Raw genomic sequence first — 16,096 nt, forward strand, 5'->3', positions numbered from 1 at the left:
AGACGGTGGCTGCCGGAAAGGCTGAGCAGGCCGGACAGGCCGAGAAGATCGACCAGGTCGCACAGCAGAGCGCCGTGCCCGCCGAGGCGCGGGACGAGCACGGCCGGCTGGCCGAGCAGATCGAAGAACACCGCTTCCGCTACTACGTGAACGACGCGCCGGTCGTCTCCGACGCCGACTTCGACAAGCTGCTGCGCGCCCTGGAGGCGCTGGAGGAGAAGTACCCGGAGCTGCGCACCCCGGACTCGCCGACCCAGAAGGTCGCCGGGGCCTACCAGACGGAGTTCACGTCCGTAGAGCACCGCGAGCGCATGCTCTCCCTCGACAACGCCTTCGACGACCTCGAACTGGCGGCCTGGGCCGAGCGCGTCGCCAAGGACGTCGGCGCTCCCGGCTACCACTTCCTGTGCGAGCTCAAGGTCGACGGCCTCGCGGTCAACCTCACCTACGAGGACGGACGACTGACGCGCGCGGCCACGCGCGGCGACGGCCGCGTCGGCGAGGACATCACGCCGAACGTGCGCACCATCGCGGAGATCCCCGACCGCCTCAAGGGCGACCGTATCCCCGCCCTCGTCGAGATCCGCGGCGAGGTCTACTTCCCGATGGAGGAGTTCGAGGCGCTCAACGCACGGCTCGTCGAAGCCGGCGACAAGCCCTTCGCCAATCCCCGTAACGCGGCGGCGGGTTCGCTGCGCCAGAAGGATCCGCGCGTCACCGCCACCCGCCCGCTGCACATGGTCGTCCACGGCATCGGCGCCCGCGAGGGCTTCGACATCGACCGCCTGTCGCAGGCGTACGACCTGCTGCGCGAGTGGGGCCTGCCCACCGCCCAGCACAACAAGGTGGTCGACGACCTCGACGGCGTACGGAAGTTCATCGCGTACTACGGAGAGAACCGGCACTCCGTGGAGCACGAGATCGACGGCGCGGTCATCAAGCTCGACGAGATCCCGCTCCAGGGCCGCCTCGGCTCCACCGCGCGCGCCCCGCGCTGGGCCATCGCCTGGAAGTTCCCGCCCGAAGAGGTCAACACCAAGCTGGTCAACATCCGCGTGGGCGTGGGCCGTACCGGCCGTGTCACACCGTACGCGCAGGTGGAGCCGGTGACGGTGGCGGGCTCCGAGGTCGAGTTCGCGACGCTGCACAACCAGGAGGTCGTCAAGAAGAAGGGCGTCCTGATCGGCGACACCGTCGTCATCCGCAAGGCCGGTGACGTGATCCCCGAGATCCTCGGGCCCGTCGCCGACCTGCGCGACGGCAGCGAGCGGGAGTTCGTGATGCCCGCCGAGTGCCCCGAGTGCGGCACACCGCTGCGGGCCATGAAGGAAGGCGACATCGACCTGCGGTGTCCCAACGCCCGCACGTGCCCCGCCCAGTTGCGCGAGCGTCTCTTCTACCTCGGTGGCCGTCAGTGCCTGGACATCGAGAACTTCGGGGCGGTCGCCGCCGCCGCGCTCACCGCGCCGCTGGAGCCCGCCGAACCGCCGCTCACCGACGAGGGCGACCTCTTCGACCTCGTCATCGAGCAGCTGCTGCCCATCAAGGCGTACGTCCTCGACCCCGACAGCGGTCTGCCCAAGCGCGACCCGAAGACCGGCGAGGACAAGGTCGTCACGGTCTTCGCCAACCAGAAGGGCGAGCCGAAGAAGAACGCCGTCTCGATGCTGGAGCACATCGCGGCGGCCAAGGACCGCCCACTGGCCCGCATCATCAACGGCCTCTCCATCCGGCACGTCGGCCCCGTCGCCGCCGAGGCGCTCGCCCGCGAGTTCCGCTCCATCGACCGCATCGACCAGGCCACCGAGGAGGAGCTCGCCGCGACGGACGGCGTCGGCGGGATCATCGCCGCGTCCGTGAAGCAGTGGTTCGCCGAGGACTGGCACCGCGAGATCCTGCGCAAGTGGCGCGAGGCCGGCGTGCGCATGGAGGAAGAGGGCGGGGGCGAGGACGAGGGGCCGCGGCCCCTCGAAGGACTCACCGTCGTCGTCACCGGAACGCTGCAGCGCCACACGCGCGATGGTGCCAAGGAGGCCCTGCAGAGCAGAGGGGCCAAGGTCACCGGTTCCGTTTCCAAGAAGACGTCCTTCGTGGTCGTCGGGGAGAACCCTGGGTCCAAGTACGACAAGGCCATGCAGGTGAAGGTTCCGGTTCTGGACGAGGACGGGTTCGCCGTGCTCCTCGACCAAGGCCCGGAAGCGGCCGCCGAAGTGGCACTTCCTGCTGAAGAACCGACCCCGGAGTAGCGGTTGAAGGCCACCCGTTCGGCGCATACCAGATGCATACGGGTGGCCGGGTCGCATTCGGGCAACCGCGCTCGGGCGCATCCGTCTGGTGCCCGTGGAAGCCTTCTGCGGCCTACTGTTGAGGGTGTGCGCCTGCCGAGTCCTGCTGCGGATGGGGCAAATCCCCCGGCTCTCCGGAGCCGGAGGAGCGGGCAGTGGACGTGGGCACCGCCGGCTGTGAGAGGGACGGGAATGGAACCGACCGAGAGCGCCGCTGCGGACTCACGGCTGCGCCCGCGACGACGTGCGCGGCGCGGGACGACTCATGACGACGGGGGCGACGGCGGCGAGAGCGGTCGCGGGGAGAACGAGCGCGGTGGTGTGGTGAACTGGCGCAATTGGTGGCGCGAGGCGGGACGGGGACTCCTCGGACCGCGCGGAGACCGGATCCGGACGGCCCTCGACCGTACGGGCGGGGCCCGGGGCCCTCACACCCCGGCGACCGGCCCCGGCGGCGCGGTCGCGCCCGGCGGCGAGCGTCGCTCGACCGGAGCACGGACCACGGGCGGACCGGCCCCGCTCGGCGTGACGGCCACCGGCACGGCATCGCCCGGGGGCGGTCACGTCGGCGCGGCGACGCCGGCCCACAACCAGCACACCGGACAGGCCGACAGCACCTCCCGGGCCGCCGCGCTGCCGCTGCTGCCCGGCGCGATCGTCACCCTCGCCGCGGTCGTCCTCGGCGCCGGGTTCTACCGGGCGTTCACCGGCGACCACGCCCTCTTCCCGTCCGGCACCGTCGGCTGGTCGCTCGCCGTCCTGACCGGCATCATCGTCGGCCATCTCGTCGCGCTCGGCCGCGACCGCTGGTGGGGCGGCACCGCATCCGGCGCCGCCCTCACCCTCGCCGTGCTGCTGCTGTACGGCTGGGTGCCCGCCGGGATGGTCAGCCTCACCGTCGTCGTGCTCGTCGGCATCGCCCGCCGGCACCGCTGGCGCCAGGGCGTACTGCACGGGGCGATCGACATCCTCGGGATCGGCGCCGGCGCCCTCGTGCTGGCCGCGTTCGGCCGCGTACCGTCCGTCGAGGCCCCGTGGGAACCGGAGACCTGGAACTTCTACGCGGTGCCCGAGGTCGTGCTCGTCGCGGCCGCGTATCTGCTGGTCACCCGTGGTCTGCTCTGGTACGTCCACGCGCCGCGCCCCTCCGGCCTGCCGACGGTCGCGCGCACCGCGCTGGTGCGGCAGGGCCTGGTCGGAGTCGCGCTGCTCGGCATCGCCCCGCTGGTCTGCGTCGTGGCGATCGCCCTGCCCGTGCTGCTGCCGCTGTTCGCGATCCCGCTGATCGCGCTCGACTCGACGCTGTGGATCGCGCGGGCCCGCGCCGAGGAGCAGTTGCGCGACCCGCTCACCGGACTGCCCAACCGGCAATGGCTGTTGGAGCGCACCTGGACCGCGCTCGACGACGCCGAGCGGATCGGGGCGCGCAGCGCGCTCATGCTGATCGACCTCGACCGCTTCCGGTCGGTGAACGACACGCTGGGGCACCTCGCCGGTGACCGGCTCCTGCTGCAGATCGCGGATCGGCTGAGAGCCGCACTGCCGCGCGGGGCGGAGGCCGCGCGCCTCGGCGGCGACGAGTTCGCCGTGCTCCTCCCCGTCGCCGACTCCACGACGTCCGCGTCACGCGTCGCCCGGAACCTCGTCGCCGCGCTCGGCTCACCGCTGGACCTGGACGGGCTGACGCTGGTCCTGGAGGCCAGCGCCGGGCTCGCCGTCTTCCCCGACCACGCGCTCGACGCCGAAGGGCTGCTGCGGCGCGCCGACGTCGCGATGTACCAGGCCAAGCGGGACCGCACCGGCGTGGAGGTGTACGAGTCGAAGCGGGACTCCAACACCCCCGACCGGCTGGGCCTGTTGGGCGATCTGCGGCGCGCGCTCGACGCCGGGGACGTGGAGCTGCACTACCAGCCGAAGGTGCGGTTCGACGGACAGGTGGCCGGCCTCGAAGCGCTCGTACGGTGGGTGCATCCCGAGCGAGGGAAGGTTCCTCCGGACGAGTTCATCGCCATCGCCGAGTCCTCCGGGCTGATGCCGCACCTGACCGAGTACGTCCTGGAGACGGCGCTGGCCCAGGTGGCGCGCTGGCGTGCCCAGGGGCTGCACGTGCCGGTCGCGGTGAACGTGTCGCCCAGAGACGTGCACACCCCCGGGTTCGCGGGCGCGGTCGCGGCGCGGCTCGCCCGGCACGGGGTCCCGGCCGGATCGCTCCAGCTGGAGATAACGGAACACGTGCTCTTGGAGGACCCGCAGCGGGCCGCGGACACCCTCGCCGGGCTGACCGGCCACGGCGTGAAGATGTCCCTGGACGACTTCGGCACCGGCTACTCGTCCCTCGTGCACCTGCGGCGGCTCCCGGTGAGCGAGCTGAAGATCGACCGCTCGTTCGTGGCCCGGCTCGCCGTGGACAACGAGGACGCGGAGATCGTGCGCTGCACCGTCGACCTGGCCCATTCGCTCGGCCTGCTGGTCGTCGCCGAGGGCGTCGAGGACGACGAGACGTGGGAGCGGCTGCGGGACCTCGGCTGCGACGCGGTGCAGGGCTGGCTCGTCGCCGCCGCGATGCCGCCGGACGAGACGACGGCCTGGCTGCGCGCCCGTGGCTCCCGCGGCTGGCAGCGGACGCCCGCGGCGCTCCCGGCGGCCAAGGGCGACGACCCTCATCCGCTGGGCTGAGGGCGCCCGCGCAGGGGAGACCGTCACGTGAACGGCGTACGCCTCGGGCCGAGCCGTTCGCGTGGGCCCTGAAGCCGGCGACCAGGAGCGCCGGTCGCCGGTCCCCTGTGCGCCGGTGTGCGCCGGCTGAATGCGATGGGTGCCGTCGCCGCGAGGCGCGGTGCCGAACCGGACAAAAGGCGCTGAGTCGGCGCCGGGAACAAACCGTTTACCGGGCACGGTGTCGGGCCCCATAGGATTGGGCTCAAACCACACACTCTCACCCCAGAGGATCGCTGCATGCCTGGCATCACGCGCGAGGAGGTCGCCCACCTCGCCCGGCTGGCGCGTCTGGAGCTGAAGCCCGAAGAGCTCGACCACTTCGCCGGCCAGCTCGACGACATCATCGGCGCGGTCGCCCGCGTCAGCGAGGTCGCCGACCAAGACGTACCGCCGACCTCCCACCCGCTGCCGCTGACGAACGTCATGCGCGCGGACGAGGTCCGTCCGTCGCTCACCCCCGAGCAGGCGCTCTCCGGCGCCCCGGCCCAGGAGCAGCAGCGTTTCAAGGTGCCGCAGATCCTGGGGGAGGACTAATCACCATGACGGACATCATCAAGCTCACCGCCGCCGAGACCGCCGCGAAGATCGCTTCCGGCGAGCTCACGGCCGTCGAGGTCACCGAGGCCCACCTGGCCCGGATCGAGGCCGTCGACGAGAAGGTGCACGCCTTCCTGCACGTCGACCGCGAGGGCGCCCTCGCGCAGGCCCGCGCCGTCGACGAGAAGCGCGCCAAGGGCGAGAAGCTCGGCCCGCTGGCCGGCGTCCCGCTCGCGCTGAAGGACATCTTCACCACCGAGGGCGTTCCGACCACGGTCGGCTCCAAGATCCTCGAGGGCTGGATCCCGCCGTACGACGCGACGGTGACGAAGAAGCTGAAGGCCGCCGACGTCGTCATCCTCGGCAAGACCAACATGGACGAGTTCGCCATGGGGTCGTCGACGGAGAACAGTGCGTACGGCCCGACCGGCAACCCGTGGGACCTCACCCGCATCCCCGGCGGCTCCGGCGGCGGCTCGTCCGCCGCGCTCGCCGCCTACGAGGCCCCGCTCGCCATCGGCACGGACACCGGCGGCTCGATCCGCCAGCCCGCCGCCGTCACCGGCACCGTCGGCGTCAAGCCCACGTACGGCGGCGTCTCGCGGTACGGCATGGTCGCGTTCTCGTCCTCCCTGGACCAGGGCGGCCCGTGCGCCCGCACCGTCCTCGACGCCGCGCTGCTGCACGAGGTCATCGCCGGGCACGACCCGCTCGACTCGACGTCCATCGACGCCCCGGTCCCGCCGGTCGTCGAGGCCGCCCGCAACGGCAGCGTGCAGGGCATGCGCGTCGGCGTCGTCAAGCAGTTCCGCGGCGAGGGCTACCAGGCCGGCGTCGTGCAGCGCTTCGACGAGTCCGTCGAGCTGCTCAAGTCGCTGGGCGCCGAGATCGTCGAGCTGGACTGCCCGACCTTCGACCTGGCCCTGTCGGCGTACTACCTGATCGCGCCGTCCGAGTGCTCCTCGAACCTCGCCCGGTTCGACGCCATGCGCTACGGCCTGCGGGTCGGCGACGACGGCACGCGCTCCGCCGAGGACGTCACCGCCCTCACCCGTGAGGCCGGCTTCGGCGACGAGGTCAAGCGCCGCATCATCCTGGGCACGTACGCGCTGAGCTCCGGCTACTACGACGCGTACTACGGCAGCGCCCAGAAGGTCCGCACGCTCATCACCCGCGAGTTCGAGGCCGCCTTCGAGAGCGTGGACGTCATCGTCTCGCCGACGACGCCGACCACCGCCTTCCCGATCGGCGAGCGCGCCGACGACCCGATGGCGATGTACCTCGCGGACCTGTGCACCATCCCGACCAACCTGGCCGGCAACTCCGCCATGTCGCTGCCCTGCGGCCTGGCTCCGGAGGACGGGCTGCCGGTCGGCCTGCAGATCATCGCCCCCGCCATGAAGGACGACCGCCTGTACAAGGTGGGCGCCGCCGTCGAGGCCGCCTTCGTGGAAAAGTGGGGCCACCCGCTGCTTGAGGAGGCTCCGTCGCTGTGAGTGCCATGGCAAAGAAGGCCAAGAACTTCAAGAAGTCCAAGACCGGCGTCTACGTCTCGCTGGCCAGCACCGCCTTCGGCGCGATCAGCGTCGCGAAGCAGGCGAAGATGGCCCGCAACGACAACGACACCCTGCGGCTGATCGACGCCGCCGTGTCCGCCGCCGCCATCGCTACCGGCCTGGCGATCCTCTACCGGGAGCTCAAGCGCCTGGGCGACGACGACGTCCTGCTGGGCTGAGAGGGAAAGTTTCACCGTGACTGCCACGACTGACCTGGTGTCGTACGAGGAAGCCCTCGCGACGTACGACCCCGTCATGGGCCTCGAGGTCCATGTCGAACTCGGCACCAAGACGAAGATGTTCTGCGGCTGCTCCACCGAGCTGAAGCAGGACGCCAACAGCCAGACCTGCCCGACCTGTCTCGGCCTGCCCGGCGCGCTGCCGGTCGTGAACGAGATCGGCGTCGAGTCCGCCATCAAGATCGGTCTCGCGCTGAACTGCGAGATCGCCGAGTGGTGCCGCTTCGCCCGGAAGAACTACTTCTATCCGGACATGCCGAAGAACTTCCAGACCTCCCAGTACGACGAGCCCATCGCCTTCAACGGCTACCTCGACGTACAGCTGGAGGACGGCGAGGTCTTCCGCGTGGAGATCGAGCGCGCCCACATGGAGGAGGACACCGGCAAGTCGACGCACGTCGGCGGTGCCACCGGCCGCATCCAGGGCGCCTCGCACTCGCTGCTCGACTACAACCGCGCCGGCATCCCGCTCATCGAGATCGTCACCAAGCCGATCGAGGGCGCGGGCGAGCGGGCCCCCGAGGTCGCCAAGGCGTACGTCGCCGAGCTGCGCGAGGTCATCAAGGCGCTCGACGTCTCCGAGGCCCGCATGGACAAGGGCCAGATGCGCTGCGACGTGAACCTCTCCCTGCGTCCCAACGGGACCAAGGAGTTCGGCACGCGCTCCGAGACGAAGAACGTGAACTCCCTGCGTTCCGTCGAGCGCGCCGCGCGTTTCGAGATCCAGCGGCACGCGGCCGTCCTGAACTCCGGCGGCACCATCGTGCAGGAGACCCGTCACTTCCACGAGGAGGACGGCTCCACCACGTCGGGCCGCATCAAGGACAACGCCGAGGACTACCGGTACTTCCCGGAGCCCGACCTGGTGCCCGTCGCCCCGTCCCGCGAATGGGTCGAGGCGCTGCGCGCCGAGCTCCCGGAGCTGCCGCTCGCGCAGCGCAACCGGCTGATCGAGGAGTGGGGCATCACGTCCCACGACATGCAGTCGATCCGCAACGCCGGCGCCATCGGCCCGATCGTCGCCACGATCAACGCCGGTGCCGACTCGGCCTCCGCCCGCAAGTGGTGGATGGGCGAGCTGGCGCGCAACGCCAACGAGCAGGGCGTAGAACTCGGCGAACTGCCCATCACGCCCGAGTACGTGGCCCGCGTGTCCGAGCTGGTCGCCAAGGGCGACCTCAACGACAAGCTGGCCCGCCAGGTCATCGACGGTGTCCTGAAGGGCGAGGGCACGCCGGACGAGGTCGTCGACAAGCGCGGCCTGAAGGTCGTCTCGGACGAGGGCGCGCTGTCCGCGGCCGTGGACGAGGCCATCGCCGGCAACGCCGGGATCGTCGCCAAGATCCAGTCCGGCAAGGTCGCGGCCGCCGGTGCCCTCGTGGGCGCCGTGATGAAGGCGACCCGGGGTCAGGCCGACGCGGCGCGCGTCAAGGAGCTGATCCTGGAGAAGCTGGGCGTCAGCGAAGGCTGAGCCGTTCCGGGCGGGGGGGCACCGGTTCTCCGGTGCGCCGCCGCCCGCTTGTGTCCACGTCACGGGGCTCCGCCCCGGACCCCGCTGCCTCCCGTCCGAAAGGCGGGGCTCGTCCGTGCTGCTCGTCTCCCTCGCCCTTCTCGCCGTCGTCCTCGCCTTCGCGGTCGTCCGTCCCCGCAACTGGCCCGAGGCCGTGGCCGCCGTGCCCGCCGCCGGTGTCGCCGTCGCCCTGGGTCTGGTCACGCCCGGCCACGCCTGGGCCGAGACCAAGGACCTCCTCCCGGTCGTCGGGTTCCTCGCCGCGATCCTGCTCCTCGCGCAACTCTGCGCCGACGAAGGGCTGTTCAAGGCGGCCGGTGACGCCGTCGCACGGGCCTGTCACGGCAGTCCGAAGCGGATGCTCGGCGGGGTCTTCGCGGTCGCCGCGGGCGTGACCGCCGTGCTCAGCCTGGACGCCACCGTCGTCCTGCTCACCCCGGTCGTCTTCGCCACCGCGGCCCGCATCGGCGCCCGCCCGCGCCCGCACGTCTACGCGAGCGCCCACCTCGCCAACTCGGCGTCCCTGCTGCTGCCCGTCTCCAACCTCACGAACCTGCTGGCGTTCGCGGCGAGCGGCCTGACGTTCAGCCGGTTCGCGGGGCTGATGGCCCTGCCGTGGCTGGTCGCGATCGGCGTCGAGTACGCGGTGTTCCGGTGGTACTTCGCCGACGATCTCGCGGCGCCCGCACACGACCCCGACCCCGAGGAGCCGCCCGGCGTCCCGGTGTTCACCCTCGTGGTGCTGGCGCTGACGCTGGCCGGGTTCGTCGTCACGTCGTTCGCGGGGATCGAGCCGCTGTGGGCGGCGCTCGCGGGCGCGGCCGTGCTCGGGGCCCGGTCGCTCGGGCAGCGACGCAGCACCCCCGGCGAACTCCTCAAGGCCGCCAACCTGCCCTTCTGCCTCTTCGTCCTCGCCCTCGGCATCGTGGTCAAGGCGGTCGTCGACAACGGACTCGGCGACGGCATCGCGCACCTCCTGCCCGACGGCTCGTCCCTGCTCACCCTGCTCGCGATCACCGGCGTGGCCGCGCTGCTCGCCAACCTCATCAACAACCTGCCCGCGATCCTGGCCCTGCTGCCCGTGGTCGGCCCCGCGGGCCCCGGCCCGGTGCTCGCCGCGCTCATCGGCGTCAACCTCGGCCCGAACCTCACGTACGTGGGATCCCTGGCGACCCTGCTGTGGCGGCGCATCGTGCACGCCCACGGCACGGAGCCCGACCTCGGCGACTTCACCCGGCTCGGCCTGCTCACGGTGCCCGCGACGCTGATCGCCTCGACGGCGGCCCTGTGGGCCGGACTGGCGCTGCTCGGCTAGCACCCACCGGAGCGCGCCCTCGCGGTTGGACCTTTGTCCTGGATGCTTGGACGTTTACGTTTCGGCTGGTTCGCGTACTTCCCAGGGACATCTGGCGTCGCTACCGTCCCCGCCGAACCAGTCAATGGGTCAGTTGCAGACCATTACACGCGGAGGTCCCGTGTCACCGTCCTCGGAGTCCCCGGAGTTGTCCCGCAGACGCCTCATGGCCATCGGCGGGGGAGCGCTCGGCGCCGCAGCCGCCGGATCCTTCCTGCCGCCCTCGCTGCAGCAGGCCCTCGCCGCCCAGGCCGAGACGGGCGCACCGCCCCGCGGCGGGCTCGACGCGATCGAGCACGTCGTGATCCTGATGCAGGAGAACCGGTCCTTCGACCACTACTTCGGCACCCTGCGCGGCGTGCGCGGCTTCGGCGACCGCAACGCGATCCGGCTCCCGAGCGGCAGAAGCGTCTTCGAGCAGCCGGGTGTGCTGCGTACCGTCCTGCCGTTCCCCGTACGAGAAGCGGCCGCGACGCAGAAGAAGGACCTCCAGTACATCGGCGCCCTCGACCACTCCTGGTCCGGCGGCGCCAAGGCCTGGCACGACGGCTGGCACGACGGGTGGATCACCGCGAAGACCGCGGCCACGATGGCGTACTACACGCGCGAGGACATCCCGCTCCACTACGAACTCGCCGACACCTTCACCGTCTGCGACGCGTACCACTCCTCCATCCACTCCTCGACCAGCCCCAACCGCAACCACCTGTGGAGCGGGAAGACCGGCTTCGAGGCGAACGGGAACCGGGCCGTCGGCAACGACGCCTACGACGAGGGCACCCACCCCGGGTACGACTGGGGCACGTACGCCGAGCGCCTGGAGAAGGCGGGCGTGAGCTGGCGGACGTACACCGAGTGGGAGAACTTCACCGACAACCAGATCGAGTTCTTCACCACCTTCAAGGCCATCGCGCGCAAGGTGCTGGCCGGCACCGGCCTCACGTACATGGAGGCCTTCTACGCCAAGGTGCGCGACGCGAAGGACGACGCCGAGCGCGCCGCACTGCTCGCCACGCTGGACAACGGCGTCGCGACGCTGAGCAAGAGCGAGCGCTCCCTGTTCGAGCGGGCGCTGCGGCGCGTGCCGACCGGGAAGCTCGCGGAGACCTTCGCCGCGGACGTCGCCGCCGGGAAGCTGTCGCGCGTCTCCTACCTCGTGCCGTCCGCCGTCGACTCCGAGCACCCCTCGGTCTCCTCGCCGATCCACAGCGCGACCATCGTCTACAAGGTGCTCGACGCGCTCGCCTCGCACCCGGAGGTGTGGAAGAAGACCGCCGTGTTCATCAACTACGACGAGAACGACGGCTTCTTCGACCACGTGCCGCCGCCCGTCCCCGGACCCGACGTCACCGAGGAGCGGTGGCAGGGTCTGCCCACCGGGCTCGGCGTGCGGGTGCCGATGCTCGTCGTCTCGCCGTGGACCGTGGGCGGGTACGTGTGCTCGGAGGTCTTCGACCACACCTCCGTGATCCGGTTCCTGGAACAGTGGACCGGCGTGCGCGAACCGAACATCGGCGCCTGGCGCCGCCAGGTCACCGGCGATCTGACCGGCGCCTTCGACTTCCGGCACGGCCACCGGCAGCCCGAGGTCGAACAGCCCGGCGCCATCCCGGAGTTCAGCGGACGCTGGGCCCCGCAGCCGCCCCTGAAGCAGTCGATGCCCGAGCAGGAGCCCGGCACCCGACCGGCCCGCGCCCTGCCGTACCAGCCCGACGCCCACGTGCGCGTGCACGACGGGAAGCTGACGCTGAACCTCGCCAACACCGGCCGCTCCAGCGCCCACTTCACGCTCTACCCCTACGCGGGGGAGTTCGCGCTGCCCCAGCACTTCGACGTCGTACGGGACGCGACCGTGACCGTGCCCGTCCGCGACGGCGCCTACGACTTCGTGGTGACCGGCCCCAACGGATTCCGGCGCGAGTTCCGGGGACGTACGGACTTCGGGGCCGACGTCACGACCACCGTGGACGCCCGCGCACGTGCCCTGCGTATTCGGCTGCGTGGCACGGGGGAGACGGCGCGGACGTTCACCGTAGGAAAGCGGACGGTTGCCGTCCGGCCCGGCCGGACCGTCACCGTGGTGCACGAGACGGAGCGGACGCACGGCTGGTACGACGTCGAGGTCAGCTCCGGCGGCGACTTCGAACGGCGTCTCGCGGGGCACATCGAGAACGGCCGGACGAGCGTGTCCGGCTGATCGGTACACCCCGCGCCGACCCATGTGAGTAAACCCACGAAAGCGACAAAGGATCACTTCTGCCTGTAAGAGTGGCTGGCCACTGCTCAAGTGTTCTTTGCGGGTTAGTTCAGATGGTTTCAGCTGATCACCGACTGTTCCCGATAAAGATCCATAAAACCCCCAGGGAGCACGTCCGTGGCCGCACTCGCACGGTGGTGTGTCAGGCACCGGCTCGTCGTCGTTCTGCTGTGGCTGCTCGCGCTCGGCGGTACGAGCGCGGCGGCCGCGGTCGCCGGATCCGCGTACTCGAACGACTACGAGGCACCCGGCACCGAATCGGGGCGGGCCACCCAGCTCCTGAACGAGGGCTTCGCCGGCCTCGGCGGCGACAGCGACACCGTCGTCTGGCACATCGACGGCTCCACCGTGCGCGCCGCCGACGTCGAGACGGCGATGAGCAACACGCTGCGCCAGATCGGGAAACTGCCCGGCGTCTCGTCCGTCGTCTCACCCTACGACGCCCAGGGCGCCGGGCAGATCAGCGCCGACGGGCACACCGCCTACGCCACGATCACCTTCGAGCGGCAGGCCGACGACATCCCGAAGAGCCAGGCCCAGACCGTCGTGGACACGGCGCGCGACGCCGAGGCGCACGGGCCCGACGGACTGCAGGTCGAGCTCGGCGGCAGCGCCGTCGCGCTCACCGAACCGGCGTCGGCCCATCTGTCCGAGATCGTCGGCGTCGTGGTCGCGGCCGTCGTGCTCTTCCTCGCCTTCGGATCCCTCGCGGCGGCCGCCCTGCCCATCGCCACCGCGCTCGTCAGCGTCGGCACCGCCTACGCGGGCATCGTGCTGCTCGGCCACGCGATGACCGTCGCGGACTTCGCCCCGATGCTCGGCATGCTCGTCGGACTCGGCGTCGGCATCGACTACGCGCTGTTCATCGTCACCCGGCACAGACGCGGCCTGAAGCGCGGCCTGCCGGTCGCGGTCGCCGCCGAGCGGGCCGTGGCCACCACCGGACGGGCCGTCGTCTTCGCGGGCGCCACCGTCTGCATCGCCCTGCTCGGCATGCTCATCCTGCGGCTCAGCTTCCTCAACGGCGTCGCGATCGCCGCGTCCGTGACCGTGCTGCTCACCGTCGCCGCCTCGGTGACCCTGCTGCCCGGGCTGCTCTCCTTCATCGGGATGCGGGCCCTGTCGCGGCGCGAGCGGCGCCGGCTCGCCGCCCACGGGCCGGAACCGGAGATCCCGACCGGGCTCGCCGCCCGCTGGGCCGCCTTCGTCGAACGCCACCCGAAACTGCTCGGCGGCCTCGCCCTCGCCGTCATCACGGTCCTGGCCCTGCCCACCCTCTCCCTCCACCTCGGCACCTCCGACCAGGGCAACAACCCCAGGTCCAGCACCACGCGCCAGGCCTACGACCTGCTCGCCGACCACTTCGGCCCCGGCGTGAACGGGCCGCTCACCCTGGTCAGCGAGGTGGACGGGGCCCAGGACAAGCGCGCCCTCGGACAGCTCGCGGGCCAGCTGCGCCACACCGAGGGCGTCGCCGCCGTCTCCCCGGTGACGTACAACCACGACGACAGCGCCGCCCACCTCACCGTCGTCCCGGCCTCCGCGCCCCAGTCCGACCGGACCAGCGACCTCGTCGACCGGCTGCGCTCCGACATCGTCCCCGACGCCGAGCAGGACAGCTCGCTGAACGTCCAGGTCGGCGGTGTCACCGCCAGCTACGACGACTTCGCCGAGGTCATCATCGGCAAGCTGCCGCTGTTCGTGGGCGTCGTGGTCGGCCTCGGCTGCGTGCTCCTGCTGCTCGCGTTCCGCTCGCTCGGCATCCCCCTGAAGGCCGCCGCGATGAACGTCGCCGCCGTCGCCGCCGCCTTCGGTGTCGTCGTCGCGATCTTCCAGTGGGGCTGGGGGAGCGAGCTCCTCGGTCTCGGCAGATCCGGCCCGATCGAACCGTTCCTCCCGGTGATCATGGTGTCGGTCCTCTTCGGGCTCTCCATGGACTACCAGGTGTTCCTCGTGAGCCGGATGTACGAGGAGTGGCTGGAGACCGGGGACAACCGGCGGGCCGTCCGCGTCGGCCTCGCCGAGACCAGCCGCGTGATCAACTCCGCGGCGGTGATCATGATCTCGGTCTTCCTGGCCTTCGTGCTCAGCGGGGACCGGGTGATCGCGATGTTCGGCATCGCACTGGCCGTCGCGGTCGCCGTCGACGCGTTCATCCTGCGTACGCTCCTGGTACCCGCCCTGATGCATCTGCTCGGCGGCGCCAACTGGTGGCTGCCCAAGTGGCTCGACCGGTGCCTGCCCCGCCTCAGCATCGAGCCTCCGGAGTGCCGGGCGGCCGCCGCGGGTGCGAGGATCCCCGGGCAGCGCGGCGCGGTGGGCGACGCGCTGGACGACGTGACCACGAAGGAGCCCGATGTACGCGATACCGCTGGGTGACGGCAGCGCCGAGCTGCGCCCCCTGGAGACCTGGCACGCCGAGGACCTCCTGAGCCACCTCGACCGCGGCCGCGAGTTCATCGGGCGCTTCATCCCGTTCGGGCAGGACGCCACCGATGCCGACTCCGCGCGCGCCCTCATCCAGCGCTACGCGGACAAGCGCGCCGCGGACAACGGCAGCCTGCACGGCATCTGGCTGGACGGAAAACTCGTCGGCGGCGTCCTCTTCCGGGTCTTCGACGCGGCCGCCGGCACCTGCGAGGTCGGCTGCTGGCTGGAGCCCGCGGCCACCGGACGCGGCCTCGTCACCCGCGCGGCCCGGATCCTCATCGACTGGGCGGTCGAGGAGCGCGGCATCCACCGCGTCGAGTGGATCGCCGCGGCCGGCAACGCACCCAGCATCAATGTCGCCCGCCGCCTCGGAATGCGGCGCGACGGCGTACTGCGCGAGGCCTTCCTCTACGACGGAGTACGGCACGACGAGGAAATCTGGTCCGTCCTCGCCCCGGAGTGGCGCAGCGCACGCGACGCGCACAGGAAACATTAAGAGACCTCTCAGACTCCGTCCGTACGGTGCGCAGCATGACTACGAAGACTGATGCGCAGCCCGACGCCGCCGAGCGGAAGGAGAACGAGGAGGCCGTCGAGGCGACCGAGCCGACGGCCGGCCCCGAGGCCGCCGAGGTGCCCCGGACCGAGGCCACCCAGACCGAGGACAGCGCGCCCGAGGACAACGCCGACGCCGCGGACGACGTGGCCGCGGACGACGAACTCGACGCCGATGACGCCGAGGCCGCCGAGGCCGCCGAGGCCGCCCCGCGTCCGGTCGGTGTCGGCCAGGGCGCCGGCGCCATCGTGTCCGTGGCCCTCGGCGTCGTCGCGCTCAGCGGCGGCTGGCTCGGCACCATCGCCTCGGCCCGCGAGTCGCTCATCGGCCAGCTCAACACCACGCAGACCGCGAGCGTCGCCAAGCAGGTCTCCGAGGTCTACGGCGACTCCTGGCACGCCGCCGCCGTGGTCGGCGGGATCTTCTCCCTGGTCGCCCTCCTCGTCGGCGCGTTCGTCCTGGTGAAGCCCGCGTTCGGCGTGCCCGGCAAGGCGCAGGCGACCTGGATCAAGTCGACCGCCTGGGCCGGCGTCTCGCTCGGCGTCCTCGGACTGCTGCTCGCCGTCGCCAAGTACTCCGACCTGATCCTGGGCCTGCCGAAGACCAGCTGAGGCAGTGCCGGTACCTGCCTCGGCCGCCTCAGGCGCCTTAGGC

11 protein-coding genes are annotated in these 16,096 nt (G+C 71.4%); all 11 read left to right on the forward strand.

Translation table 11 applies throughout. From position 1 onward, the window contains the following. The first annotated feature begins 5 nt into the window (after window positions 1-5). The 11 genes from ligA (at window position 6) to ACVHNB_RS07660 (ending at window position 16,053) form a co-directional block, all read left to right on the forward strand. Window positions 6-2,246 carry an NAD-dependent DNA ligase LigA gene (ligA, locus tag ACVHNB_RS07610; RefSeq protein ID WP_456227669.1) on the forward strand — a complete coding sequence of 747 codons (2,241 nt, stop codon included), beginning with the start codon at window positions 6-8 and terminating at the stop codon, window positions 2,244-2,246. A 231-nt stretch (window positions 2,247-2,477) separates the two neighbouring features. Further along, complete coding sequence (locus tag ACVHNB_RS07615) at window positions 2,478-4,961, forward strand: putative bifunctional diguanylate cyclase/phosphodiesterase (protein WP_428952161.1); 2,484 nt, start codon at window positions 2,478-2,480, stop codon at window positions 4,959-4,961. A gap of 279 nt (window positions 4,962-5,240) precedes the next feature. Then, window positions 5,241-5,537: an Asp-tRNA(Asn)/Glu-tRNA(Gln) amidotransferase subunit GatC gene (gene gatC / locus ACVHNB_RS07620; RefSeq protein ID WP_018531282.1), complete on the forward strand. Its 297-nt coding sequence runs from the start codon at window positions 5,241-5,243 to the stop codon at window positions 5,535-5,537. A 5-nt stretch (window positions 5,538-5,542) separates the two neighbouring features. After that, the gene (gene gatA, locus ACVHNB_RS07625) at window positions 5,543-7,036 is read left to right on the forward strand and encodes an Asp-tRNA(Asn)/Glu-tRNA(Gln) amidotransferase subunit GatA (protein WP_456227670.1); all 1,494 of its coding nucleotides are present in this window, start codon (window positions 5,543-5,545) and stop codon (window positions 7,034-7,036) included. A gap of 5 nt (window positions 7,037-7,041) precedes the next feature. Beyond that, window positions 7,042-7,275, forward strand: coding sequence for a hypothetical protein (locus ACVHNB_RS07630; protein ID WP_266873138.1), 234 nt, complete (start codon window positions 7,042-7,044; stop codon window positions 7,273-7,275). 16 nt (window positions 7,276-7,291) lie between these two features. Next, complete coding sequence (gatB, locus tag ACVHNB_RS07635) at window positions 7,292-8,806, forward strand: Asp-tRNA(Asn)/Glu-tRNA(Gln) amidotransferase subunit GatB (protein ID WP_428952159.1); 1,515 nt, start codon at window positions 7,292-7,294, stop codon at window positions 8,804-8,806. Between the two features lie 115 nt (window positions 8,807-8,921). Further along, window positions 8,922-10,160: an SLC13 family permease gene (locus ACVHNB_RS07640; RefSeq protein ID WP_456227671.1), complete on the forward strand. Its 1,239-nt coding sequence runs from the start codon at window positions 8,922-8,924 to the stop codon at window positions 10,158-10,160. A 205-nt stretch (window positions 10,161-10,365) separates the two neighbouring features. After that, a complete protein-coding gene (locus ACVHNB_RS07645) occupies window positions 10,366-12,396 on the forward strand; it encodes a phosphocholine-specific phospholipase C (RefSeq protein ID WP_456228849.1) in 2,031 nt (676 codons plus the stop codon). 177 nt (window positions 12,397-12,573) lie between these two features. Next, entirely contained in the window at window positions 12,574-14,835 is a 2,262-nt protein-coding gene (locus tag ACVHNB_RS07650; RefSeq protein ID WP_456227672.1) for an MMPL family transporter, read from the forward strand. Next, window positions 14,813-15,382, forward strand: a complete 570-nt coding sequence (locus ACVHNB_RS07655; protein ID WP_428952155.1) for a GNAT family N-acetyltransferase — start codon at window positions 14,813-14,815, stop codon at window positions 15,380-15,382. Before ACVHNB_RS07650 ends, ACVHNB_RS07655 begins: the two co-directional genes overlap by 23 nt. 35 nt (window positions 15,383-15,417) lie before the next feature. After that, the gene (locus tag ACVHNB_RS07660; protein WP_456227673.1) at window positions 15,418-16,053 is read left to right on the forward strand and encodes a hypothetical protein; all 636 of its coding nucleotides are present in this window, start codon (window positions 15,418-15,420) and stop codon (window positions 16,051-16,053) included. The last annotated feature ends 43 nt before the right edge of the window (window positions 16,054-16,096 follow it).

Source organism: Streptomyces sp. YJ-C3 (assembly GCF_053891275.1).